23 protein-coding genes and 1 tRNA gene are annotated in these 24892 nt (G+C 40.4%); 19 read left to right on the top strand and 5 right to left on the bottom strand.

Translation table 11 applies throughout. The features are described from left to right. Positions 1-109 precede the first annotated feature (109 nt). The 13 genes from Q4575_RS09085 (at position 110) to Q4575_RS09025 (ending at position 12617) form a co-directional block, all read left to right on the top strand. Positions 110-186 (top strand) — tRNA-Asn (locus tag Q4575_RS09085). 179 nt (positions 187-365) lie between these two features. Then, the gene (locus tag Q4575_RS09080; protein WP_215965069.1) at positions 366-2288 is read left to right on the top strand and encodes an EAL domain-containing protein; all 1923 of its coding nucleotides are present in this window, start codon (positions 366-368) and stop codon (positions 2286-2288) included. 323 nt (positions 2289-2611) lie between these two features. Next, a complete protein-coding gene (gene rsxA / locus Q4575_RS09075; protein ID WP_215965070.1) occupies positions 2612-3193 on the top strand; it encodes an electron transport complex subunit RsxA in 582 nt (193 codons plus the stop codon). Then, entirely contained in the window at positions 3193-3750 is a 558-nt protein-coding gene (gene rsxB / locus Q4575_RS09070) for an electron transport complex subunit RsxB (protein ID WP_303522491.1), read from the top strand. The genes rsxA and rsxB overlap by 1 nt, the downstream gene beginning before the upstream one ends. Before the next feature lie 14 nt (positions 3751-3764). Next, positions 3765-6077, top strand: a complete 2313-nt coding sequence (gene rsxC / locus Q4575_RS09065) for an electron transport complex subunit RsxC (protein ID WP_303522489.1) — start codon at positions 3765-3767, stop codon at positions 6075-6077. Positions 6078-6091: 14 nt separating this feature from the next. Next, on the top strand, positions 6092-7153 hold the full coding sequence (gene rsxD, locus Q4575_RS09060; RefSeq protein WP_303522499.1) for an electron transport complex subunit RsxD: 1062 nt from the start codon (positions 6092-6094) through the stop codon (positions 7151-7153). Further along, positions 7150-7845 carry an electron transport complex subunit RsxG gene (gene rsxG, locus Q4575_RS09055; RefSeq protein WP_215965073.1) on the top strand — a complete coding sequence of 232 codons (696 nt, stop codon included), beginning with the start codon at positions 7150-7152 and terminating at the stop codon, positions 7843-7845. The genes rsxD and rsxG overlap by 4 nt, the downstream gene beginning before the upstream one ends. Further along, a complete protein-coding gene (locus Q4575_RS09050; RefSeq protein WP_215965074.1) occupies positions 7838-8605 on the top strand; it encodes an electron transport complex subunit E in 768 nt (255 codons plus the stop codon). The genes rsxG and Q4575_RS09050 overlap by 8 nt, the downstream gene beginning before the upstream one ends. 14 nt (positions 8606-8619) lie before the next feature. Next, entirely contained in the window at positions 8620-9252 is a 633-nt protein-coding gene (gene nth, locus Q4575_RS09045; protein WP_215965075.1) for an endonuclease III, read from the top strand. Positions 9253-9267: 15 nt separating this feature from the next. Further along, entirely contained in the window at positions 9268-9459 is a 192-nt protein-coding gene (locus Q4575_RS09040) for a hypothetical protein (protein WP_272181974.1), read from the top strand. 2 nt (positions 9460-9461) lie between these two features. Beyond that, positions 9462-10064, top strand: coding sequence for a uridine kinase (gene udk / locus Q4575_RS09035; RefSeq protein ID WP_215965076.1), 603 nt, complete (start codon positions 9462-9464; stop codon positions 10062-10064). A 347-nt stretch (positions 10065-10411) separates the two neighbouring features. Beyond that, the gene (locus tag Q4575_RS09030; protein WP_303522486.1) at positions 10412-11110 is read left to right on the top strand and encodes a phosphoglycolate phosphatase; all 699 of its coding nucleotides are present in this window, start codon (positions 10412-10414) and stop codon (positions 11108-11110) included. Between the two features lie 58 nt (positions 11111-11168). Continuing rightward, positions 11169-12617 (top strand): FAD-dependent oxidoreductase, encoded by a 1449-nt coding sequence (locus Q4575_RS09025; RefSeq protein WP_303522484.1) that lies wholly within the window; start codon positions 11169-11171, stop codon positions 12615-12617. Positions 12618-12720: 103 nt separating this feature from the next. Here Q4575_RS09025 and Q4575_RS09020 read toward each other — a convergent pair whose 3' ends face one another. Together Q4575_RS09020 and Q4575_RS09015 are read right to left on the bottom strand one after the other, a co-directional pair. Further along, positions 12721-13542 carry a hypothetical protein gene (locus Q4575_RS09020; protein ID WP_252736644.1) on the bottom strand — a complete coding sequence of 274 codons (822 nt, stop codon included), beginning with the start codon at positions 13540-13542 and terminating at the stop codon, positions 12721-12723. 202 nt (positions 13543-13744) lie between these two features. Further along, the gene (locus tag Q4575_RS09015; RefSeq protein ID WP_215965078.1) at positions 13745-15832 is read right to left on the bottom strand and encodes a TonB-dependent siderophore receptor; all 2088 of its coding nucleotides are present in this window, start codon (positions 15830-15832) and stop codon (positions 13745-13747) included. A 106-nt stretch (positions 15833-15938) separates the two neighbouring features. Between Q4575_RS09015 and Q4575_RS09010 the strand changes: the two genes are divergently transcribed. From Q4575_RS09010 to argH, 6 genes are all read left to right on the top strand, one after another. After that, positions 15939-16607: a hypothetical protein gene (locus tag Q4575_RS09010; RefSeq protein ID WP_303522481.1), complete on the top strand. Its 669-nt coding sequence runs from the start codon at positions 15939-15941 to the stop codon at positions 16605-16607. Positions 16608-16720: 113 nt separating this feature from the next. Then, positions 16721-17779, top strand: coding sequence for an N-acetyl-gamma-glutamyl-phosphate reductase (gene argC, locus Q4575_RS09005; protein ID WP_303522479.1), 1059 nt, complete (start codon positions 16721-16723; stop codon positions 17777-17779). Further along, positions 17779-18552, top strand: a complete 774-nt coding sequence (gene argB, locus Q4575_RS09000; RefSeq protein WP_215965081.1) for an acetylglutamate kinase — start codon at positions 17779-17781, stop codon at positions 18550-18552. Before argC ends, argB begins: the two co-directional genes overlap by 1 nt. A 16-nt stretch (positions 18553-18568) precedes the next feature. After that, positions 18569-19489, top strand: coding sequence for an ornithine carbamoyltransferase (locus Q4575_RS08995; protein ID WP_215965082.1), 921 nt, complete (start codon positions 18569-18571; stop codon positions 19487-19489). Positions 19490-19542: 53 nt separating this feature from the next. Next, positions 19543-20784 (top strand): argininosuccinate synthase, encoded by a 1242-nt coding sequence (locus Q4575_RS08990; RefSeq protein WP_303522477.1) that lies wholly within the window; start codon positions 19543-19545, stop codon positions 20782-20784. 104 nt (positions 20785-20888) lie between these two features. Next, positions 20889-22817, top strand: a complete 1929-nt coding sequence (gene argH, locus Q4575_RS08985) for an argininosuccinate lyase (RefSeq protein WP_303522475.1) — start codon at positions 20889-20891, stop codon at positions 22815-22817. Between the two features lie 128 nt (positions 22818-22945). On the opposite strand, the gene Q4575_RS08980 is transcribed toward argH, so the two are convergent. The 3 genes from Q4575_RS08980 to Q4575_RS08970 all read right to left on the bottom strand — a co-directional run bounded on the left by Q4575_RS08980 (position 22946) and on the right by Q4575_RS08970 (position 24891). Next, positions 22946-23203 carry a DUF1289 domain-containing protein gene (locus tag Q4575_RS08980; protein ID WP_215965085.1) on the bottom strand — a complete coding sequence of 86 codons (258 nt, stop codon included), beginning with the start codon at positions 23201-23203 and terminating at the stop codon, positions 22946-22948. 117 nt (positions 23204-23320) lie between these two features. Next, positions 23321-24034, bottom strand: a complete 714-nt coding sequence (gene fadR / locus Q4575_RS08975; RefSeq protein WP_215965086.1) for a fatty acid metabolism transcriptional regulator FadR — start codon at positions 24032-24034, stop codon at positions 23321-23323. Positions 24035-24336: 302 nt separating this feature from the next. Continuing rightward, the gene (locus Q4575_RS08970) at positions 24337-24891 is read right to left on the bottom strand and encodes a hypothetical protein (protein WP_303522472.1); all 555 of its coding nucleotides are present in this window, start codon (positions 24889-24891) and stop codon (positions 24337-24339) included. Position 24892 lies beyond the last annotated feature (1 nt).

Below are 24892 nucleotides of genomic sequence, written 5' to 3'. Positions count from 1 at the left end.
TTAGCTCAGTTGGTTAGAGCGACGGACTGTTAATCCGCAGGTCCCCCGTTCGAGTCGGGGAGGGGGAGCCACTTCAAAATATCATTTACAATATATACCGTTTTATAGTTCCCCCTTAGCTCAGTTGGTTAGAGCGACGGACTGTTAATCCGCAGGTCCCCCGTTCGAGTCGGGGAGGGGGAGCCACTTCTTTTGGCTAAAATCACGATTCCCTTAAGCCATCGCAATATTTGTTAACAAACAAACTGTCCGCTATTCACTCTAAATTGTTTATTTAACTGACCTTTTCTGTTTAAATAAGTGCTTATTATTTCCACTGCATTTAAAATCAAATGCAAATACCCGTGCTGTTTGAGGGAGCAAATATGAATAAGCTGAGAAATCTGCTTTTAATTCAATTATTAACAGGACTTTTAATAGGTGTAGCTGTTGCCGGCGCAGGCCTCTTTACAATTTCTACATTAATACATAGCGAACAGCAGTATCATAAAGAATTGATCCAACAATTTTCTATTGGTAATTTAATTGATGAACCTAAATTGCTGTCCAAACAGTTAAAAGCATCAATTGAGTTTGAATATTTAACGATCAAAGATCGTGAAGGTCATGTGCTTTATAGCTTTAATAAAGCCCAAGAAGACATGCCTGTGTTGACCAGTATTTTGAAAGAAGCCGATTTGCACACCACACCAAAAACCTTAGCAAGCCCTGAAGGTTCGTTGTTAATAGACTTCCACTCTTCTTATGACGACATATTAACCCCTGCCCTCTCTGCGCTTATCGTCGCTATTTCAACGCCACTCATCATTGTCTTAATTAGCTTTTTGCTGTTTCGAATTTCAATGGGTCAAATTTTTAGACAAGTTGCGCAAGACTGCGCTAAAAATATTGAAAGTGTCATGACTGACAAATCTGAAGTAGAGCTACAGGAGTTACCTAAACAATTTAAATTAATTGAAAAATCAACGGCAAAATTAAAAGCCTTTTTTGAAAATCAATTAGTCGAATTTGAAAACTCTGCATCTGAATTAAAAACAGAAGCATATAAAGATAGCCTGACGAACTTGCCAAACCGCACACGATTTGTTGAAGAGTTTGAACAAGAAATTGGCCAGCCAGACAAACATAATCAATTTGGCGTCTTACTTTTATTGCGTGCGACGGAATTGCAGCATATTAACCAATCTAAAGGTTATCAGTCGGGTGATAAATACGTTAAGGGCATCTCAGATATTCTGGTCAGCGTGGTTGGTACATACTCTAACGCCAAACTCTACCGTTTAAATGGTTCAGACTTTGGCATGATTTTGCCAAATATTACGGCAAAAGAAGCAGACACTATGGCGCAAAATATTCACTCTCGATTGAACGAATATATGCGAATTTCTGAATTATCAGCTGTTGGCAGCATGGGCATTGTTACTTATGGTCATGGTAAACCTTTGGGCGAGTTACTGGCATCTGCCGATACCGCAATTAGTTTAGCGCAAACCAAACACGTAAATGCTTGGCATGTGCATAAAGACAACAACCTCGGTCAAACATCAGCAACCACATTTGGTAACCAAAATTGGCGTGCTGTTATTGATGATGTCATTAGCAATGGCAATGTCACTTTGCTGTTCCAACCAATTAAAGCGGCAAATCGCGGAACAAAAGCCTATTCTGAAGTTTTATCTCGATTTAAATCAGACGATGCGCAAGTGTTGCCGACAGCGTCATTTTTAGCTATGGCCGAAAAATTGAACCGCGTGGTTGAGATTGACCAACTCATAGTTGAAAAAGTCCTAGAGCTGATTAAAACGAAGAGCATTACTGACCAATTTTTTGGGATCAATGTAACGCCGGCCTCAGTTCACAATGACCAGTTTATGATTTGGTTGGAAAGAAAATTATTAAAAGAAGCGTCAATAGCGACAAAATTAGTATTTGAAGTGAGTGAGTTTGGCTTGCAACAAAATATTAATTCAAGTCGTCGTTTCATCAACATGATCCATCGTGCCGGTGCTCGGGTAACGGTTGAGAAGTTTGGCGTAGGTATTACATCCTTTAAGTTTTTCCAAGAACTTAAACCTGATTTCATCAAACTTGATGGCAGTTACACTCGCAACATTGAAGATGAAAAGAACAATCAGTACTTTATTCGTATGATCGTCGATTTATCGCATCGTATCGGTGTAAACGTACTGGCTGAGTGTGTTGAAACTCAAGAAGAAAAACACGTATTAGAGAAATTGTTTGTTGACGGTTGTCAGGGCTATTATTTAGGTAAACCTGGACCGTTATAGGTCATTCGGCCTTACTGTTATTATTGAACAACAGTAAGGCTTTGACAAAATCACATCCCAAGCATAAACCCGTCGTATTCTAACGAACAGACAGGTCTGCCGCTCAAATTCATTGTCGTTTTGAAACCCTAATGCGGATCCTATAATAATTTTTACATCACTGACTTTACCTGTAGTAAATGGCTTTATCCCTATAGTTCATCAAAAATTTAGCTTTTTTGAGTTGTTTCAACAAAATATTCCAATAACCAACCGATTCAACTGTTGTTAAAAGGTCGTTAAAACCGGATAATGTCGAGTGAATTTTTACGGTAAACTGATCAATGTCTGAATATTTTTTACTTCTCGTTAGTACAGTTCTGGTTAATAACTTTGTCTTGGTAAAGTTTTTGGGCCTTTGTCCATTTATGGGGGTTTCTAGTAAATTAGAAACGGCCATAGGCATGGCAATGGCGACAACGTTTGTATTGACCTTGGCATCGATGTTTTCCTACTTATTAAATCACTATATTCTTATGCCGATCGGCCTAGAGTACTTAAGAACCATCGCCTTTATTTTAGTTATCGCTGTTGTCGTGCAATTTACTGAAATGGTCGTTAACAAAACAAGTCCTAAGCTTTACCGTTTATTAGGTATATTTTTACCTCTGATCACAACGAACTGCGCTGTATTAGGTGTTGCCCTTCTCAATGTAAATGCGCACCATGGATTTTTAGAATCTATTGTATATGGCTTTGGCGCAGCAGTTGGTTTCTCAATTGTTCTCGTCTTGTTTGCGTCAATGCGTGAACGTTTAGCTTTTGCCGACGTTCCGCAAGTATTTAAAGGCTCCGCTATCGCAATGGTCACTGCGGGCTTGATGTCTCTGGCATTTTTAGGATTTACGGGGTTAGTTAAAATATAATGATTAGTGTATTTTATGCCTTGTCTGCTCTGGTTTTAATGGCATTAATTTTTGGTGCTATTTTAGGCTATGCGTCGGTTCGATTTAAAGTTAAAAGTGATCCATTAGTTGAACAGCTCGACCAGCTATTGCCTCAGACTCAGTGCGGACAATGTGGCTATCCGGGCTGTAAACCTTATGCCGAAGCCATTGCCAATGGCGATGACATAAATAAGTGCCCTCCTGGTGGCGACGCGACGATTAAACTAATCGCAGACCTAATGGGAGTCGAAGCCGTCTCGTTGGACGCCGCACATGGCGAAGAAGATGTTAAAAAAGTCGCCTACATTCGAGAAGATGAATGTATTGGTTGTACTAAGTGTATTCAAGCTTGCCCAGTCGATGCCATTGTCGGAGCGTCAAAAGTTATGCACACCGTTATTGTTGACGAATGTACTGGCTGTGATTTGTGCGTAGAGCCTTGCCCTGTCGACTGTATCGACATGGTACCGCTTCATACTGGAGCAGCAAATTGGAAATGGGACTCGCTTGTGATCCCAACAAAAACCGTAGCGTAGTCGGTAGGTAAATAGTGCAATCTGAACTCACCCTTATTGAACAAGTTAAACTCGGCAAGATCTGGGAATTTCCCGGTGGCATAAATCCACCTGAGCGAAAGTCGTTGTCAAACCAAACTGAGATTGGCAATTTTACCACTCATACTTTATATATCCCTATCCAACAACATATTGGTGTCGCCGGGAGCCTATTAGTAACTAAGGGTGAATCCGTATTAAAAGGTCAGGCATTAACGAGTCCTGGTGAAGGCCTTTCGTTACCAGTGCACGCACCAACTTCTGGTGTCATTTCAGATATCATTGACCACGTAGACGCACATCCGTCTGGTAAAACCGTATTAACTATTGTCCTTGAAGCCGATGGCAAAGATCTTTGGGTAAATAAAAACCCGCTGTTAAATTGGCAAGAACTCGACCGAGATACAGTGGTAAAGCATATACAAGCCGCTGGAGTTAGTGGACTTGGTGGCGCGAGTTTTCCGACCTACGTCAAATTATCTCCCCATAAAAATATTGACCTGCTCATTTTGAATGGCGTTGAATGTGAACCTTACATCACAGCCGACGACGTTTTAATGCGTTATCACGCCAATGAAATTGTCCAGGGTGCACAAATCATCCAGCATTTAATTGCAGCTAAACTCTGCGTAATTGCAATTGAAGATAATAAAACAGAAGCGATTGCTTCAATTGAAAAAGTGTTAGCTGACGTTGCTGATATTGAACTACGAATTGTTCCCACCAAATACCCTTCTGGCGGTGAAAAGCAGTTAGTTGAACTTATCACGGGTCTGCAAGTTCCTTCTGGCGGTATCCCGGCAGACATTGGTATTGTGATGCAAAATGTCGGAACCAGTTTTGCTGTAAAACGAGCAACAATCGATGGCGAAGCCTTGGTTTCTCGAGTAGTAACAGTAACTGGCGAACGGGTGAAAAATCCACAAAATCTATGGGTACCTTTAGGGACACCAATTAAAACATTACTGCAAAACGTCGGTTATTCTCCAGAAAAAACACCTCGATTGATAATGGGTGGACCTATGATGGGCTTTAATATTGTCGACGACATGATGCCGGTTGTGAAGAGCACTAACTGTATTTTGGCCCCTAGTAACTTTCATTTACCAGAGCGTGGTGTTGAGCAAAACTGCATCCGGTGTGGTCAATGTGCTGACGCTTGCCCTGCCGAATTATTGCCTCAGCAATTACAATGGTTTGCGAAAGCTGATGAACACGAAAAGCTTAAAGAATACGACTTGTTTGATTGCATCGAATGCGGTGCTTGTGCCTATGTCTGTCCATCACAAATTCCTTTGGTGCAATATTATCGAATTGCAAAATCTGATATTCGTCAGGCTGAAGAAGAAAAGCTCAAAGCTGAAAAAGCGAAACGCAGATTTGAAGTTCGTCAAGAGCGACTAGAGCGAGACAAGCAAGCTCGATTATTAAGGCATAAAGAATCCGCTGAAAAACGCAAAAAAGCATTGGCTCAAGACGGTAGTGCAAAAGATAAAATTGCAGCGGCCCTTGCTCGAGCAAAAGCCAAAAAAGCAACATCTGAAAATACTGATGATTTAGCAGCGAGTGATACACCTCAGGATAAAGTTGCAGCAGCAATAGCCCGCGCGAAAGCCAAAAAGTTAAAATCAAGTAAGGTATCTGTTGATAACTCAGCCGATTCAACGCCAGAAGCATCCCTAGAAACATCGCTAAAAGCAACGGATACGGCACCAACGACAAACCCTAATAAAGATCGTGTTGCCGCAGCTGTCGCTCGCGCCAAAGCGAAAAAGCTTGCCAAAGAAGAGCAAGAAAATGTCAAAAATGACGCTGAACTTAAAAACGAGACCGACCATAAAGGTCACACAGACGCTGCTGACAAGCCCGTCAGCGAAGCGCAAGTTGACAAGACATTAACAGCTGCGGAAGAACGAAAAGCCAAAGTCGCGGCTGCTGTTGCTAAGGCAAAGGCAAAAAAACAAAATGCGGCTGCCGATGGGCCTAATCAAGAGCCAACGTTAGACTTCGTCGATAAAGCAAATGCCAAAATATCTAATGAAGATAAAAAACGCTCAGCTGATGATGAAAGAAAAGCCAAAGTTGCTGCGGCAGTAGCTAAAGCCAAAGCCAAAGCCAAAAAGCAAGCAACTGAAAGCGAAAATTCAACCAATACTAGTGATAAAGAAACACCTGATTTAAACGTTGCAGACGATTTGAGTCAAACACCTGAACAAATTCGAAAAGATAAGGTTGCTGCGGCAATAGCTAAGGCCAAAGCAAAAAAAAATGCCAATAATGACACAGACAACGGGAGCAACAACTCTTGAGTTTACTCACTAATATGTTTGTTAGTTCCCCACATGGAAATTTAGGGTTTACAACAAATCAGATGATGCGGATTGTTGCCTATGCAACGTTACCAGGCCTAGCAGCACAAATTTATTTTTTTGGTTGGGGTAGCCTAATTCAAGCTATTTTGTGTATTAGCACCGCTCTTATTGCCGAAGCGGTGGTGTTAAGTTTGCGAGAAAAACCAATTCGTCGAACGTTATCCGACGGTTCTGCAATGTTAACCGGCTTGCTATTGGCACTGAGTATCCCGCCATTAGCGCCTTGGTGGATTGCCGTAATAGGTACTGTATTTGCGATAATCGTAGTCAAACAGTTGTATGGCGGAATGGGATTTAATTTATTTAACCCTGCGATGGCAGGTTATGTCGTGTTATTAATTTCATTCCCAGTAGCAATGACAAATTGGTTACCACCAACAGAATTATTGCAACACCCGATGGCTTTTGGTGATGCGTTTTTAGCAGTATTTACCGGCTTTACTTATGATGGTTACAATTTAACGCAGTTAAAAATGTCAGTGGATGGCATTACGATGGCGACACCGTTAGACCATTTTAAAACAGAACAAATTTTAAATTACACAACTACCGAAATACTTAATTCCCCTTTATATGGTGAATACGGCGGTACCGGATGGCTGGAAGTAAACCTAGCCTTTTTGCTCGGTGGCCTTGCATTGTTAAAACTGGGAATTATTCGATGGCATATCCCAGTTGCTGTTATCGGTAGTTTAGGGGTTTGTGCTTTGTTAGGAATTACTATTGCGCCCGATCAAACTTACCCACTAAGTTTTAGTCTGCTATCCGGCGCAACGATGTTTGCGGCGTTTTTTATCGCAACTGATCCCGTATCTGCGTCGACAACAAATCAAGGTCGTATTGTATATGGCTGCTTTATCGGCGTTATGATTTACATTATTCGAATTTGGGGCGGTTACCCTGATGGCATTGCATTTGCTGTGTTATTGGCAAATATGTGTGTGCCATTAATTGACCACTACACTAAACCGGTGACATACGGCCACAAACGTCGTCGGGAAGCTAAATCATGAAAAACAAATTAGCGTTTCTTAAAACAAAACAAAACGCCCTATTACTGACAAGTTTTGCAACAGTTTGTACGCTTGCAGTGTCGCTTACTCATATGTGGACAGCGCCGCTTATTGAGCAGCAAAAGCAGATAGCCGTGCTAAACAGTCTAAACGAGTTGTTAGATCCTGCAAAATTTGACAATAATCCTCTGTTAAATTGCACTAAATTAAGCGTACCTAAGATAACAGGCAGTGATTTGCCACAAACGTTTTATCGCGCCACATTAAATGGCCAACCTTACGCCACCGTTTTCCAAACTCGCACAGAACAAGGTTACAACGGGTTAATTGAGTTGTTAGTCGCTATTGATAATAACGGTGTCGTTCAAGGTACACGAACGTTAACGCATCAAGAAACGCCTGGTCTTGGAGACAAAATCGAACTTGCTAAATCTGACTGGATCTTAAGCTTTAACCAAAAGTCAGTTCGCAGTGAAGATGATGACAAGTGGAATGTGAAAAAAGATGGTGGTCGATTTGACCAGTTCACTGGGGCAACAATTACCCCGCGGGCTATAGTTAAGCAACTAAGACAGTCCGTTTTTCAAGCTCAACAAAATTTCGATAACATATTTGCCTCACCCAACGACTGTTTGGCTTCGTCAAATAAACAAAACCAGTCCTTAACAGCTAAGGAAAATAGTGATGAGTAATGACAGCAATGTCGCTGACCCTATCGATGATTTAGTCGATAATGACCAACCCCAGGCTAGCTCATTTGACTGGCGCAGTATTACCTTCCAAGGGTTATGGAAAAATAACCCGGCGTTAGTGCAATTGCTTGGCTTGTGTCCTTTGCTCGCGGTTACTAATAGTGTCACAAATGCGTTGGGTTTAGGTTTGGCAACATTACTGGTTTTGGTTGTCTCAAATCTAACAGTATCCCTTGTCAAAAACTGGGTTACAAAAGAAATCCGAATCTCAGTATTCATTATGATCATTGCGTCTTTTGTCACCATTGTGCAGTTGCTTATGAACGCGTATACCTATGAGTTATATTTATCACTTGGTATTTTCATTCCTTTAATCGTTACCAATTGCGCGATTATAGGACGAGCGGAAGCGTTTGCTTCTAAAAACCCTCCAAAAGAAGCAGCTCTAGATGGCTTAATGATGGGGCTTGGGTTCGCTATCGTCTTAGTCTTTTTAGGCGCGATCCGTGAAGTACTAGGCCAAGGTACATTATTTGACGGTGCTCACCTTTTACTGGGGGATTGGGCAAAAGCACTAAAAATAGAAGTATTTAAAGTAGACCAAGCGTTCTTACTCGCGATTTTACCGCCAGGCGCCTTTATCGGTATGGGATTTATTATCGCTGGAAAAAACTACATCGATAACAAAATCGCTCAACGTCAAGCAAGTTCGAAACCGAAAAAGTCAGTTACACGCGCCCGTGTTACTCACGTTAATTAGTAAAAAGATACGTTATGAATAAAGAAAAACGTTACGAAATCCTCACTCGGTTGCGCGCTAATGATCCGAACCCGACAACCGAATTGGATTTTACTTCACCCTTTGAGCTACTTATTGCCGTATTATTGTCGGCCCAAGCCACTGATGTAAGTGTTAACAAAGCAACGGCGAAATTATTTCCAATTGCTAGAACCCCAGACGAAATGTTGAAACTTGGAGTCGATGGTGTAAAACAACACATTAAAACAATTGGCTTATTTAATTCAAAAGCTGAAAACACCATTAAAACGTGTCGAATTTTGGTTGAACAACACAATTCACAAATACCAGAAAACCGCGAAGCACTCGAAGCTTTGCCTGGTGTAGGTCGGAAAACGGCAAATGTGGTACTAAATACCGCATTTGGTTGGCCTACAATTGCTGTAGACACCCATATTTTTAGATTATCCAACCGAACCCGTTTTGCCCCTGGGAAAGACGTGGTAGAAGTTGAGAAAAAACTTATTAAATTTGTTCCTAAAGAATTCAAAGTTGACGTTCACCATTGGTTTATTTTACATGGTCGATACGTTTGCACGGCTCGCAGACCTAAATGTGGTGCCTGTATAATTGAAGATCTTTGTGAATTTAAAGAAAAAACAGATTAGAGCAGAACCGAACACATGCCTGTTATTACCGCGATTTTTGCAGCAGTCCTTAGTGGCTACCTTTTTTATATAGACTGGCCTATTATCGCCGGTATTCTTTTAATTTTTGCAGTTGGGCTTTACCTAACGGCCAAACCAAAAAGAACCCTAGACTTTACCGATTTAACACCAAGTCAGATTGACGAGATCAAGCAGGGGAAACGCTGATAATGACCATTCTTATCGCGATAACCGGCGCTTCGGGTTCTGGTAAAACAACTTTAGCAGAAAAACTAAAAAGCCAATTGGGTTCAAAATACAACGTCGATATCATCAGCATGGATGATTATTATAATGCGCAAGACGACCTACCAATGGTTGAACGTGAGCGTACAAATTACGACCAGCCAGCGGCATTTGATTTACCTTTACTGGCGACTCAACTTGAGCAAATAAAATCCGGCAAACACGTTTATAAGCCTAATTATGACTTTACTGTGCATACCCGATGTCAGACAACTGACGTAATTGAACCTTTAGATATCTGCATAATTGAAGGCATTTTACCGATTTGCAATGACGAGTTAGCGCAAAGTTACGACCTCAAATTTTACTTGGATATCGCCATCGAAACCTGTTTAGAACGCCGAAAACGTCGAGATATAGTTGAACGTGGCCGGACCGAAGAATGTGTCGAAAGACAGTTTAAAGAAACCGTTATCCCAGGTTATAAACAATATATTGTCGCGCAAAAAGACCAAGCGGACATTTGTCTAACAGGTCAGGAATCGTTAACAACTGTTGCCAAAAAAATTGAGCAATTGCTTCCTTAGGACATCGCTTAATATAGACCGATAGTGGGTAAAACGAACAAAATATAGTCTCAATTCTATGGCAAGTTTAATTAGTTAGCATTGATATTAACTTGCCAATAGGCTATTAACTTGCCAATAGGCTATTAACTTGACAATAGGCTATTAACTTGACAATAGAAAGCGGAGCAATTCTTCGTATATCAAACCAAGTCCTAGTGAATTTTATTGTTCGTTTTAAAATGGCGCTAATTTTCACCAACTCTGACCCCACAGCTCCTCTTTGTCAGAGTTAAAGCGTAGAAACCCACCTAGATAAAAGATAGAATACATCACATTATTATGTGAGAAAACATTGGAATTTGACGTTGAAATTTACAAATAAAGAAGTGCTGATATTTGATTTGGACGGGACGTTAATTGACAGCGTACCTGATTTGGCACTTAGCATTAATCAGATGTTAAAAGCATTGAACATGTCTGCGTTTTCTACCGAGGTGATCCGCAGCTGGGTGGGTAACGGTGCAGAGGTTTTAACCAAAAGAGCCTTATCTGGAAATATTGAAATAAACCCAGAACTTGATCCTTCATTTGTTACAAAGGCCCTTACTATATTTTTAGACTTCTATGAAAAAAATGTTTGTGTAGACACCAGTGTTTACCCCCACGTTAAGGCGACTTTAGAAAGCCTTTACAGTAGCGGTTACCGGTTAATGATTGTCACCAACAAGCCTGAACAATTTGTTCGTCCAATCCTTGAAAAGCTAGGCTTAAACAACCTATTTGAAATAGTGGTTGGTGGCGACAGTTTGCCTAAACGAAAACCAGATCCAATGCAGTTAGAATACGTTTGTGACAAGCTATCTGTCTCGCCGTCAAAGTGTTTAATGATTGGGGATTCCAAAAATGACATTTTTGCCGCGACTGCCGCTAATATGGAAAGCATCGGTTTAACCTATGGTTATAACCATGGTGAAGACATAAACACGCACGGAGCAAGCCTAGTATTGGAGAGTTTTGCAGATATCCTTGGTTCTTTAGAACCTACAACAGTCGTTGCTCGTTAATGAAGTACCACGGCGTTTTCATCAATCGTAATCTAAATTCAAATAATAGCTAATCGTTTTGGATCAAAATACTAAACAATCAAATATCCGCATTGGTATCATTGGCGGTGGTGTCGGGGGCGCAACCATCGCATTGCAGTTGAGTAAGCAAGGTGCAAATGTTGTACTATTCGAAAAAGAAACGAGTTTAGTCAACGGGCCACCAATGTGTCACCTGCACGCCGGTGGTAATCTATATCGAGAAATTTCAGATCAGCAATGTATCGAGTTGTTAAAACAATCGATAAGTACAGTAAGACTTTATCGCGATGCAATTGACTATAGACCAACGATTGTTTCAGTACCTATTCACGACCAAGGTCACCCCAATGATGTCATTACGCGGCTAAAGAAGCTCCAGACTGAATATGCGAAGTTAATAAACACGGATCCAGAAAACCAAGTTTTGGGCCCAGCCTCGCAATATTTTACCTTGTTTGAACGTCAAGAAATCGAAAACCTGGCTCAGTTACCGACACCAAACCAACCCGAAACACCTGAGCAATGGATGATCGCCTTTGCCAAAAACGTCGATTTAACACAATTGAAGTTTCCGTTAATATTGGTCCAAGAATACGGGATCAGCGTATTCCGACTCGCGGCAATTACAAGTTTAGCGCTTGAAAAGAGCAAAAACTGTCAACTACTGACAAATACTAAAGTCACCTCTGTTACTCAAGATAACGCTAAGAATAAGTGGGTAATCGAAGCAGAACGCGAAGGAAAAAAACAGCCCTTTGAAGTCGACTACCTAATAAATGCCTGCGGTTTTCAAACTGGTACCATCGACGACATGGTTGGCCTGCTACCAAAACGTATGGTGGAATTTAAAGCGGCCTATATTAGTCATTGGTCTAGTCATCAGAATAATTGGCCTGAGATTATTTTTTATGGTGCTAGAGGGACCAAACATGGCATGACACAATTAACGCCATACCCTAATGGTTATTTTCAAATACATGCAATGACCCCTGAAGTTACCTTATTTAAAGACGGCATTGTTTCATCAAAATCAGGCAGCGCGCAGCCTCAACTGCCAACTAAATATTTAACAAAAATAAACAGCCAATGGGATCCGAAAATCATTAATAACCGAACCATTAAAGCAATTGGTAAAGTGGCTGGGTTTATTCCAAATTTTGGCGACGCATCGGTCGGCGGCCCTCCCATGTTCGGCGCACAACAAATACCTGGAGTTGATCCGACGTTACGGGTAGCCGACGTCTCTTTTCAACAAAATAAATATGCGAGATGTGAGATTGTTAAGGCGTCTTCCGCATTACCCGCGGCACATACCATTATCAATAATTTGATTGAGCAAGGGTTGTTGCCGAGCAACACTGCATTCAACAGCGTCGTTTCTATTAGCAACCACTTAACGGAATTGGAAATTAGTGAACGAGCAGAAAATCTAGCGTTAGAAAGAAATTTCCCACAAGCACTAGCTGGGCGAATTTGCCCAAATTAACAACGAGCAAACGCTGCAAATAGTAAAATAAAACGTCAAACCAGAGTCGTCCCTACGATTTTGGGGACCTCTATTAGTCGACTGAGAAGCGAAATAACCACTTTTAGTTAGTCTGATAGTAAAAGCTGTTGTCTGAAACTTTTTGAACAACATCGTATTTCAAACCGATATGGCTATAATCGCCAGAAGTTGGAATCGTTGAATTATGGTTAATTACAATCCCCCAGTGGTTATCGGCAATCCCACCAAAAATGATGTTAAGGCTCTCTTTATTTACCTTGGTGATTGCAGCAACGTTATACTTAGCCATTTGTTCTCTAAGAGCGTAAGTAGCCTCCGATAACGTCAACATATTGGGAGCTTCATCTAGTTTGGAAAGTTTAAAGTCACCAGACGGGACAAAACCGGCTTGTTTAGATGGATAGTAGGTAATTAGCCCAGCAGGACTATAAAACGTATTATTGATACGAAATACATGTAGCTCTGTTTGTTGGACAATATACAGATTTTTATTTTGTCTCAACATTTGAATTTCACTCTTTGAACCTGCTAAAAACTGCTTAATAAGCTCAATTCTTTGTTGTTTACATTTTGACTTTTTGCATATTGAAATACTAGGCAAATTGGAAAGTTGCTTCTGATTGAAATTCAAGAACCGACTTCCTAATACGCCAAAATTAAAATTTGCAAAGGCTTGCAAGTCGTCATTATTAACCAATTTTGTTGGGCGAATATCTAACAAACTAAACGGAAAGAACGAAGGGAGATATGCGAGTTGTTTGTCCGTCTTAGGGAGCATGTTGTCCGCATGCCTAAGCAGTTCTTTGTACTCGTTATTGATATCTTCATTGAAATAGGATGGCATACTTGCATTTACTGAAGTGGTAATTATTAAAGTACAAAACAATAAAACAGTTCTCATCATTTGTTATTCCAAATCCCTATAAATAAAGAGTCATTATAAAATTTCAACATAATACTACTAAACAAGGTAGGCTAGCTCAATGTCTGCAATTCGATCAAAACGTTCCCATATAGATAACTTCTGTAAATTTTTTATTACCCATAAAAACGCCCCGGTTGTTTATTGTCTTTTTTACGTCTAAAGCTCTTTTTTCTAACTTAACCTAAAAGACCATTTGAATACCAAAGGACGGGATAGGAATTTCTGGAAATTGATACTCGGGCTCCCGTTCTGTGTAATCTTCGTTATAGTCATATCCCGACAGGCTTTTTTGCCCATATAGGTTTAAAACTTCAAAATAAATATTGGTGTCGTTACCAAACATCTTAGTTTCGTAATCAAGTCTAATATCTAAACGATGAAACGCTTCTAAGCGTTCTGAATTAAAGTCGCCTTCATTTGGATCGTAGAATATCGGTTCTTGGCTTTCATCCGGTTGACCATTTTCATCTAACGGATAAACGGGCGTTGCACCGTTTATAGGGGTATACAAGGAACCACTTTGGAAACGCCAGCGCAACCCAAGTTGCCATTCGTTATTGATTTCATAGTTCCCAACCATGTTGACTATCCAAGGTAAATCATAGACATACCGAAAACTCTCATTCGTTATATTGTTGTTACGTTCGGTTTTACTGTACGCAACACTTAACCAGCCATACCATTTAGCGGAAATAGCTTTATTTAGTAGGAATTCAATACCATAAGCATCGCCCTGTCCTTCATTAACATAATTGTTGCCGTCGCCACCTTCTGTCGGGTCGCCGTATTCGTTAACTTGGTATTGTGGATTACTGACAATTAAGTCATCCATTTTTTTGTAATAGGTTTCTAAACTCCACGCCCAGTCAGATTCACCTTCATGCTCGATACCAAAAACATAATGTTTTGCTTTAGCCAGTTTTAGATCTGGAGAACCAAAGGTTTGGGAAAGATATTTATATTCACGGAACCACTGGTGATGTTCACCATAAGCGAGTTTCATTCGATAATCGTTATTTAGCTGATATCGAACCGCTAATCTCGGTTCAACAAAGGTTTCGTTTGTATAGTCGTTAGTACTTGCGGCAGCACCGAGTTTAAGTACCCAATCTTCTGCAATATCCCAATCGTAGTCGGCAAATAAATTAACAAAATTAACGTCTATCTTGGCTACTTCGAGTACCGAATCGGCATAATAGCTTGGCGGACACACTTCAAACTCCGGGTTACAAGGCTGTAACTTACCAGATACCGAATAGTCCACGGATTGTGATCGAAGCTCACCACCAATGGTTAACTCCCCGTACTCGACAGATTGGTTATTAATGACCTTCGCTAGATAATCTATGGTTACCGCGTCGAGATTAACTATCTGGCCAATGGCTAAGTCTCCGTTACGTTCAAGGCGGTTAACAATAAACTTAGTTTCACCGTAGTCAGAATAATTAGTCCAGATAACAGATTGGTTATGGTAGAACTGTTCAACGCCAATGCCACCAACTAAGTCTGGGTTTTGTTTAACTTCTTTTGACTCATCAGCAAACAAAATCCCGACTTCGTCATTTGAGCCTGTCGCCTGAACGACAAGCTTATTGTTGCCGTCGACATTATAAAGATATTTAAACTGGTAATCGTTATTAATTGGGGCTTGCGTGAACTGAAAATCCTCGTCATCCAAAAAATTTTCGATATAAAGATGAATTAAACTTTGACGATAGGCAAAATAAAATGCGGACTTGTCTGACAGACGACTTTCAACCAAAATACCCGTGCGAAGAAAACTTAAGTCCACCGTCGCGGTAAAATCCGTCATGCCTGGTTCACGCAACTTGGTGTCGATAACACCACCAATAGCGTCAGCAAAATCAGACTCCCACGCCCCTGTTTTTAACTCGAAGCTTTTAATTAAATTAGGATGGAATGTACTCACACTGTCATTATGGAAAACATTACCAATAGGCACATCGTCCGATTGATAATACATATCAAACGGTGAACTGCCTCTAACGGCGGGGGCAAACCCATTCGCCAACACAACTCCAGGTAAGCTTTCTACTGCTCTTATGGGATCATTACCAGCGCCTGGTACTTTTAATATTTTTTCTGAACTTAGCTCTAAACCTGAATCTTTAGAGCCAATGACCCGAATCTTTTCAACTTCTTCGACAACTTCCGTTTCTGCTTCTTCTGCACTTAGTGCCCAAGACAAACAGATTGTTGTTCCAAACACCGCTAGTTTAATGCTTCTTCCTACTACACTTTTATTCACGATTTCTTCCCATAATTAGTCGCGTGGCATATACATCGATTTACATTGTACCTTGAGTACGGTATTAGTAATTAATTCGATCATAATCCTAATTTATAAAAATCATATGTCACGTAATTCACTGTATTTATTTTCACTTATCATCCTCTGCTTGGCATTGGTTTCATGCGCCAATACTCCTAAAAGCATTATCGTAGTAAGCAAAGTTGAAGATATTCCAGACATAACAAAAATCTATCAAAAGTCATTAAGCCACTTAAAGGTTGGTATGACTACATATCAAGTTAACGCCTTGTTTCCAGAATTAGAGCGGGAATGTTATGCATCTGGTATTTGCCATTTTACGGTATTCATTGAGCAGCAGATTAGGTTAGACCAACGACTTACAGACCTGAATATTCTCTCTGGTTCGCTAATTTCATTGCTAGCGCTGACTTGCGCTTTGTCATCAGACACATGTGGCACCGCTCTGGCTGCCGCGGTCAATGTTGGCATTGCAACTTCTTTAGAGCACAAAAATATAACCGGCGATATCAATTCTCATAGTCTTGTTACGCTCGTCCAATTGATAAATACCAATACCATTGGTATGGATGGCCAAACCACGACTCGTTCAGGCTATTACTCGTCAGCAAATATCATGACACTACTGCAATGGATTAACATTGAGTTTGATCAAGGAAAAGTAACGTCATGGGCAATTAATGAACCACTTGAGCAGTACAAACCAAAGACCTTTAAAAACGAATTACCCGATTTAGAAGATGCGTTGTGAAAAAACACCCACAATGCGTACTTATTCACTTTTTTAGCATATTTATGATTGATATTTATTAATGTTTCTGTGATGATTGCGCCTTTAGAGTAAAATACCTAATTTGTAATATTATGACGAAAAACAAATCTACAATACCTTGCCTTGTTTTTGGCGCTAGCGGCTATGCTGGCGTTGAATTAGCGCGCATGATAAACGGTCATCCTGCACTTGAACTTCATTCACTTTTTGTGTCTGCTAATAGTGCTGATTCAGGTAAAACCTTGTCTTCTTTGTATCCTCAGTATACTGGTATTATCGATCACGTTTTAGTTGCAGGTACCGATGAATCAATTGCAACTCATCTCACAGAATTAAACAAACACACTAAAGCATTTGTTTTCTTAGCGACACCACACGAATTTAGTCACGACATCGCAACATCACTCACGAGTGAAAATGTAATCGTATTGGATTTATCTGGTGGCTTCCGCCTGCAGGATAAAGCTTTATATCCTGAGTATTATGGCTTTGAACACAAATTCAGCGAACAACTCCCAGCAATTCCCTATGGGCTTGTTGAATGGAATGCAAAAGCCTTAATCGGTAAAAACCTCATTTCATTGCCAGGGTGTTACCCGACAGCATCGCAGCTTGGTTTATTGCCATTGACGACAAATCAGTTATTAACTGACACCTGCAAACCCGTAATCAATGCAATTAGCGGTGTAAGTGGTGCCGGCAGAAAAGCCAATCTTGGCACCAGCTTTTGCGAATTGAGCTTAAAACCTTATAACTTGTTTGTTCATCGTCATATGCCTGAAATCGAACAAGGTGTTGGTAGAGAAGTTATATTCACGCCACATGTCGCTAATTTTGAACGTGGTATTTTAGCTACGATTACGGTGCAGTTAAAAGACGACGTGACTAATGATGATATAAATAACGCGTTTTCAAATGCCTATGACGACCAACCTTTAGTTAGATTAAGAGATACAATTCCGACGATTAAGGATGTGGCATACACACCGTTTTGCGACCTTTACTGGCAGAAAAAAGGCAATGACCTGATTGTCGTTAGTGCAATAGACAACGTGTTAAAAGGCGCGGCTTCCCAAGGCATACAATGTGCTAATATTTTGATGGAATTGCCGCAGGAAACTGGACTTTTAAATCAGGTAGGTGGTAACTAATGACACCTTTAGTATTAAAAATTGGTGGTGAAGCACTTACTAATCAATTGGCTTTGGATGAATTTTTAACGCAAGTCAAAATCATCCAAAAAAGCCGCCCAGTGATCATTGTTCATGGCGGCGGTCCGCAGGTTGAAGACGTAATGGCAGCAACCAATTTATCAACGGAAAAAGTTGACGGTGTTCGCGCGACTCCATTAACTCACCTTCCGTATGTGATTGGCGCATTAGCAGGTATTGCCAGTCAGCAGTTACTAGCCGCATGTAAAAAGAATGGCCTTAATGCGGTTGCGTTAAGCCTTGCCGATGGCGATTCATTTACAGCGACAGTAAAAGACAAAAAACTTGGTGCAGTTGGAAAAGTAGAAGCTAAAAGCAACGAGACGTTCACAACACTATTAAATAGTGGTCACCTTATCGTATTAAATTCAATAGGATGTAACGACAGTGGCGACAGCTTAAATATTAATGCCGACGACGCTGCTGTTGCCGCCGCACAAGTGGTTAATGGTGATTTATGTTTATTGTCTAATGTCCCGGGCGTGCTAGACCAAAACAAACAAAAATTTGCAACATTAAATCGAGAAGAACTCGACAAGCTGATAATTCAAGGAGTAATTAGTGACGGCATGGTAGTGAAAGTTAACGCTGCCCATCAAGCCGCTCTAAGTTTACGACGACCTGTAAATATTGGAAGTTGGCAGGACTCTTCTGCACTCAAAGAAATTTCAGAGGCCGGTGAAATCACCCTAGGCACTCAGATCCAAATTTAGAATTCAGGTAATCATTATGAGCAATAAAGTACAATCAGTATTAGGTGACTTAGACCTAACAGCAGAACAAGCAGCAGACGTAATCGCCCTTGCAATCGACATGAAAAAAACACCGGAAAAATACGGTGATGCCCTAAAAGGCAAGTCTGTTGCAACTATATACGAAAAACCATCATTAAGAACTCGTGTCAGTTTTGACGTGGGCGTTCACAAAATGGGCGGTCACGCCGTTTATCTAGACCAACAAAACGGTGCGATGGGCAAACGCGAAGATGTTGCTGACTTCGGTGCTAATTTGTCTTGTTGGTGTGATGCAATCGTTGCACGCGTAATGGACCACAACACTTTGGTTCAGTTGCAACAAGCGGCATCTGTTCCTGTTGTCAATTCGTTGTGCAACCTATATCACCCATGCCAGGCTTTAGCGGATTACATGAGCTTGCATGAATTATTTGGTGAACTTAAAGGCTTAACCTTGGCTTATATCGGTGACGGTAATAATGTAACACATTCACTGATGTTGACCGGCGCACAACTTGGCGTTAATTTGGTGGCGATATGCCCTGAAGGTTATACCGTTGATGCCGAAATCGTTTCGCAAGCGCAGAAGATTGCCGCTCAAAATGGCGCAACTATTACGGTAACTTCTGACTTAAATGCGATAGAAAAAGTCGATGCAATTTACGCCGATACTTGGGTATCAATGGGCGACGACAAAACGTTAGAAGATATTATCGATGTATTCCAACCGTACCAAGTAACGTCTGAATTAATGGCAAAACTTGGCGCACAGTATTTTATGCATTGCCAACCTGCTCACCGTGATGAAGAAGTGACAGCAGACGTTTTAGATTCTAGCCAGTCGATAATAATGAGACAAGCTGAGAACAGAATGTGGGCACAAAACGCATTGTTGCATACACTAATTGTAAAATAGAAATCAGTTCTTAGTTAAGAGCTAACAAAATTTGAAATAAAGAGATATTTAACATGGCTATTAAGCAAAACAAAAAAGTAAACAAAATCGTATTGGCCTACTCAGGTGGACTAGACACTTCAGCGATTATTCCTTGGTTAAAAGAAAACTACGAAGGTGAAAACGGTGAAGTTGAAGTCATTGCATTTGCAGCAAATGTTGGTCAAGGCGATGAAGAACTTGAAGGCATCGAAGCAAAAGCCATTGCATCAGGTGCAAGTGAATGCCACGTAATCGACCTACGTGACGAATTTGTTAACGATATTATTTTCCCAACTTTAAAAACTGGCGCTATTTACGAGAGTGAATACTTACTAGGGACATCACTTGCTCGCCCAGTGATCGCGAAAGCTCAGGTTGAACTTGCCCTTAAATTAGGTGCAGACGCGATTGCACACGGTTGCACTGGTAAAGGTAACGACCAAGTTCGTTTCGAAAGCACAGTAGCTGCGTTAGCACCTCAACTAGAAATCATTGCGCCATGGCGTGAATGGGACATGGAAAGCCGTGAAGATTTGTTGGCTTATCTTGTTGAAAAAAATGTACCTACCACGGCAAGTGTTACTAAAATTTATAGCCGTGACGCTAATCTTTGGCATATTTCTCACGAAGGTGGTGAGTTAGAAGATCCATGGCAGGAGCCAACAGACGGCGTTTGGACTTGGACAAAATCGCCAGAACAAGCACCTGACAAAGCAGAATATGTTGAGTTAAGTTTTGAAAATGGCGAGCTAACAAAAGTTAATGGCACTGCATATTCAGGCGTTGATGCAATTACAGTGCTAAACGACTTAGGTGCAGAACATGGCGTTGGTCGTATCGATATCGTTGAGAACCGTTTAGTTGGTATGAAGTCACGTGGTTGTTACGAAACGCCTGGTGGCACAATCTTATTCAAAGCATATAAAGGCCTAGAAACGTTAATTCTAGACAAAGAAACGCTTAAATACCGTGAGTCACTTGGCCATGAATTTTCGCACCTTCTTTATGATGGACGTTGGTTTACACCGCTTCGTGAAGCTATCCTTGCCGGCGCAACTTCATTAGCGCAAGACGTCACCGGTGACGTCGTGGTTAAATTGTATAAAGGAACAGCGTCAGTCGTTAAACGTCGTTCTCCAAACAGTTTATATTCAGAAGACTTCGCGACATTTGGCGCGGATGATGTTTATGATCAAAAACATGCTGAAGGGTTTATTCGTTTATATAGCTTGTCTAGCCGTATTAAAGCGATGACCAAAAACAACCAAAAGTAATTTAGATGAAAGCGATATGACAGGGTTAATTTCACTGTCATATTGCTTTGTTATTGTAAGCCTAGTTTAATATAAAATTAGTTTCCCAATCTTCGGAGTAATGTATGAGTTTATGGGGCGGCAGATTTACTGAGGATTTAGATCCCTTTTTTAAGCAATTTAATGACTCTCTGCCATTTGATTATCAGTTAGTTGAGCAGGACATTGTCGGCTCAAAAGCATGGGCGACAGCCATTTGTGAAGCAGGTGTTATTTCAGAAGCTGAATTAACAGACCTCAAAGCTGCGCTTGATGAATTACTGAATGAAGTAAGGTCAGGCCAGAAAAAAATCACTGATGATACCGATGAAGATATTCATAGTTGGGTTGAACGAAACTTAATTGAAAAGGTCGGTCAGTTAGGCAAAAAATTACATACCGGTCGCAGTCGTAACGACCAAGTCAGTACAGATTTGCGTTTGTGGTGTAAAACCACAGGTGAAATGCTGCAAGACAACTTAAAAGACATTCAGCAAACATTAATTACGATTGCGAATGATCATACTGATACTATTATGCCAGGTTACACGCATCTACAGCGTGCCCAGCCAATTAGTTTCGGTCACTGGTGTATGGCCTACGTAGAAATGTTTTCGCGTGACCTAAGCCGTTTACGTGACGCTTTATATCGTCTGAATTTCTCACCATTAGGCTCAGGTGCTCTCGCCGGAACAGCCTATCCAATTAATCGTGAATCATTGGCTCAAAACCTCGGTTTTAATGCGCCAACATTAAACAGTTTAGACGCCGTTTCAGACCGTGATTTTGTTTTTGAATTGATCAGTGCGGCAAGTTTAAGCATGATCCACCTGTCCCGTATGGCAGAAGATTGCATCTTCTATAATACTCAGGAAGCAGCATTTTTAAGCTTCGGTGATGCCGTTACAACAGGATCATCTTTGATGCCTCAGAAGAAGAACCCAGATGGTTGGGAACTTGTTCGTGGTAAAACAGGCCGAGTATTAGGGGCATTAAATAACATCGCCTTTTTACTTAAATCTTTGCCACTGGCTTACAACAAAGACATGCAAGAAGACAAACCTTGTTTATTTGATGCATTAACAACCTGGCAAAACTGTTTAGTTATGGCAAACCAATGTTTAATTAACATTAAAGTTAATAAAGACAATATGTACAAAGCTGTATTAAAAGGCTTCTGTAACGCCACTGAACTAGCCGATTACTTGGTATCTAAAGGCATGCCGTTTAGAGACGCGCATGACGTTGTTGGCGAAGCTGTTCGTTTTTGTATTGAACAAAACTGTACGCTAGAAGCTTTGAGTATCGAGCAATATCAACAATTTAGCGACTTAATTGCCGATGATTTATACCCTTGGCTTGATCCGCTCAACGCGATTAATCAGCGTAACGTCACCGGCGGTACTGCGGTTAATCAAGTTCGTAATGCAGTTGACTTCTGGCAAACACAAATCACTCAAGCTGATAAAGTTGTGATCCGTGACGCACGAATGACTGACGTTAACGAAATTCATGACATTGTTGCCGTTTGGACGGAAGCTGGGGATACTCTGCCACGAACAAAAGACAGTATCATTCATGATATTCAAGATTTTGTTGTCGCAGAAGATCTTTCAAATCCAGATGAACCAAAAATTATTGGTTGTGCGAGTTTGTACATCTATCAAACTGGTCTTGCAGAGATCCGTTCTGTAGGTATTACGCCAAAAGCACAGGGCAAACGTATTGGTCAACGACTAATTAGCCGAATATTGCGTCATGCTCAGGCGATCCGATTAAATAAAGTAATCGTTCTAACCCGTGTACCAGAGTTTTTTGGCAAACAAGGTTTTGTCCCAACAGCAAAAGAATCTCTTCCTGAAAAAGTTTTAAAAGACTGCGAAGCGTGTCCGCGTAAAGATAATTGCGATGAATTTGCAATGGAACTCAATATTGGTAAATATGCGGTAGGTTTTACTGAAGTGCCATTGGATATGAAAACCGGAACAATCCGTACGGCTTTTGTTGAGTCTTAACATCAAACTCAACTAAATAAAGCTCATAAAAAAAAGAGTATTAAACATAAGTTTAATACTCTTTTTTTTACATTGAATTTAGAAAATTAAGTTCTGAGCCAATTGTCTAAGCAAGTTGCTATTAGTGACTAATCACCAAATAAATCAGGGGTTGGATCAACCGTAACGGGAATTTGTTGCTGGCGAATTTCAATCTGCTTTTTAATCCAGCGAATTTTTCGAGATTTACATAACTTAATAACGTGACGTTTTCCTTCATCACTAAGCTGCATCCACTGATATCGTTCATCGCGGTTACGAAAACACCCTTTGCAAAAGCCGTTTGTGCCATTTTGACAAACGCCGATGCATGGGCTGGGGATGTGGAAAAGCTCTAATTGTGGCATACACAGAGTTTAATTTAGACACGCGGCCTACGCAAGGGGATTGCGTCACCGATTATATTCGTATTTATTAGACATAAAAAAACCCGCTAGTGCGGGTTTTGATGATCCAATGTGGATTTATTCAATAAGGTCTGTAGGAAATGAAGCACGAACTTCTTTCCATACTTTACCTGAGTCAATACCATACTTTCTAATTAAGTAAATTGCTTCATCGTGTTTGCCTTCTTTTGCAAACATTTCAAGTTCTTTATAGTAGTTTTTGGCAAGTACGCGGGCTTCATCTGTAGAAAAATAGTAGCCGGCAATTTTTGACCAAAACCCTCTAAATCCATTTAGAACTAAGACATAAATGGCATTACCTGACGCATGGGCTAATTCGTGATTAAGATAATAATCCATATCCGCAAATTCTTGCGGGTGGTCTGATACAGTCTGGGCTTTTTGTGCTAATTCGATAACTTTCTCAGGATTGTTTTTAATCGCAGCTCGAATATAAATTGCACTTAAATTTGTTCTAGCAGACAACAGTTGGTCAATTAAATCTGCTGCACTATCAATATCAAGCTTAGCAAGCGTTGATAGAATATTGACGCCACAGGTTTCCCAAAAGTTATTAACCTTAGTTGGTTTACCATGTTGAATTGTAAGCCAGCCATCTCTAGCTAGTCTTTGGAGAACTTCACGTAATGTAGTGCGTGTCACGCCAATCAATTCTGATAATTCGCGCTCCGCTGGTAAAATAGACCCTGGAGGAAATCGATTGTTCCAAATTGAGTCAACAATGTATTCTTCTGCAAAACCGGCCGGACTTTGTGCTTTTATTATTTTCATTCAGCTATCTGCTTCTATTGGGTGACTGGACTGATTGTACCAGATAAGTCCTAATGCACAACCACCTATTTTGTTAGATTTTATGTGTTTATGATCCTTAGTGAAGGCCGGTGTTAACGGTTTAATAGATTGGTTTTTCCAAATGATATGACACTTAATATTCTAGTCGTCTAAATTTGTGAAAAGTTTGACATGTTTTCTATCAAAAATTGCATACTAAAACTAAGTTTAATTTCAAATTTGTTCCTAACATACAAAAGGCCCATCCTAATTGATGGGCCTTTTAATAATTAACTCAGTAATTAGTCCTGTTTTAGTTTGTACCTTTGACGAACTAATCCAACAATGAATACACTCATCAGGGCAATAGCAGGCGGCTCAGGAACATCTGTCGTTGCTAATGATGGGGTAATATCATCACCAAGTATGTTATATGCATAGCTCAATTCAATGTCGAAGTTATTAGTTGCTAAATTTCCATTAACAAGAAATTTAGCTGAGCCTAAAAAGACATCGGTTCCGATATCTGCGGCCCAACCGTCGTCATAAAAGAAACCATAAAGATCAAATACACCGTCAAAATCAATATCTTCACCGTCTGCAAAGACATGGTCAACAACTAAATTATTGGTTTGAAAACCAATCATATAATCGCCGTAAAAATCATCCCAGGTCAAAGTACTGACGTCATAGTTTAAAGCAAAACCAAAATCAAATAGATCAGGGTTTGTGTTATATAAATGAAACTCCACAATGAGATTACCATCTCCATCGATGGATTCACTCGCTATTAAGCCTGCATTTGCGTTAAACGCCATAGCGGCCATCAATGAAAATATCGCTATTATTTTCTTCATT

Source organism: Psychrosphaera sp. 1_MG-2023 (genome assembly GCF_030548245.1).
Taxonomy (GTDB): domain Bacteria; phylum Pseudomonadota; class Gammaproteobacteria; order Enterobacterales; family Alteromonadaceae; genus Psychrosphaera; species Psychrosphaera algicola.
This window is presented reverse-complemented; position numbering and strand designations above follow the sequence as displayed.

What these genes read in the sequence shown, in the direction of transcription:
- Q4575_RS09080 (WP_215965069.1), top strand. Translation starts at nt 366, where the DNA reads ATGAATAAGCTGAGAAATCTGCTTTTAATTCAATTATTAACAGGACTT.
- rsxA (WP_215965070.1), top strand. Translation starts at nt 2,612, where the DNA reads ATGTCTGAATATTTTTTACTTCTCGTTAGTACAGTTCTGGTTAATAAC.
- rsxB (WP_303522491.1), top strand. Translation starts at nt 3,193, where the DNA reads ATGATTAGTGTATTTTATGCCTTGTCTGCTCTGGTTTTAATGGCATTA.
- rsxD (WP_303522499.1), top strand. Translation starts at nt 6,092, where the DNA reads ATGTTTGTTAGTTCCCCACATGGAAATTTAGGGTTTACAACAAATCAG.
- rsxG (WP_215965073.1), top strand. Translation starts at nt 7,150, where the DNA reads ATGAAAAACAAATTAGCGTTTCTTAAAACAAAACAAAACGCCCTATTA.
- Q4575_RS09050 (WP_215965074.1), top strand. Translation starts at nt 7,838, where the DNA reads ATGAGTAATGACAGCAATGTCGCTGACCCTATCGATGATTTAGTCGAT.
- nth (WP_215965075.1), top strand. Translation starts at nt 8,620, where the DNA reads ATGAATAAAGAAAAACGTTACGAAATCCTCACTCGGTTGCGCGCTAAT.
- Q4575_RS09040 (WP_272181974.1), top strand. Translation starts at nt 9,268, where the DNA reads ATGCCTGTTATTACCGCGATTTTTGCAGCAGTCCTTAGTGGCTACCTT.
- udk (WP_215965076.1), top strand. Translation starts at nt 9,462, where the DNA reads ATGACCATTCTTATCGCGATAACCGGCGCTTCGGGTTCTGGTAAAACA.
- Q4575_RS09020 (WP_252736644.1), bottom strand. Translation starts at nt 13,542, where the DNA reads ATGATGAGAACTGTTTTATTGTTTTGTACTTTAATAATTACCACTTCA.
- Q4575_RS09010 (WP_303522481.1), top strand. Translation starts at nt 15,939, where the DNA reads ATGTCACGTAATTCACTGTATTTATTTTCACTTATCATCCTCTGCTTG.
- argC (WP_303522479.1), top strand. Translation starts at nt 16,721, where the DNA reads ATGACGAAAAACAAATCTACAATACCTTGCCTTGTTTTTGGCGCTAGC.
- argB (WP_215965081.1), top strand. Translation starts at nt 17,779, where the DNA reads ATGACACCTTTAGTATTAAAAATTGGTGGTGAAGCACTTACTAATCAA.
- Q4575_RS08995 (WP_215965082.1), top strand. Translation starts at nt 18,569, where the DNA reads ATGAGCAATAAAGTACAATCAGTATTAGGTGACTTAGACCTAACAGCA.
- Q4575_RS08990 (WP_303522477.1), top strand. Translation starts at nt 19,543, where the DNA reads ATGGCTATTAAGCAAAACAAAAAAGTAAACAAAATCGTATTGGCCTAC.
- argH (WP_303522475.1), top strand. Translation starts at nt 20,889, where the DNA reads ATGAGTTTATGGGGCGGCAGATTTACTGAGGATTTAGATCCCTTTTTT.
- Q4575_RS08980 (WP_215965085.1), bottom strand. Translation starts at nt 23,203, where the DNA reads ATGCCACAATTAGAGCTTTTCCACATCCCCAGCCCATGCATCGGCGTT.
- fadR (WP_215965086.1), bottom strand. Translation starts at nt 24,034, where the DNA reads ATGAAAATAATAAAAGCACAAAGTCCGGCCGGTTTTGCAGAAGAATAC.
- Q4575_RS08970 (WP_303522472.1), bottom strand. Translation starts at nt 24,891, where the DNA reads ATGAAGAAAATAATAGCGATATTTTCATTGATGGCCGCTATGGCGTTT.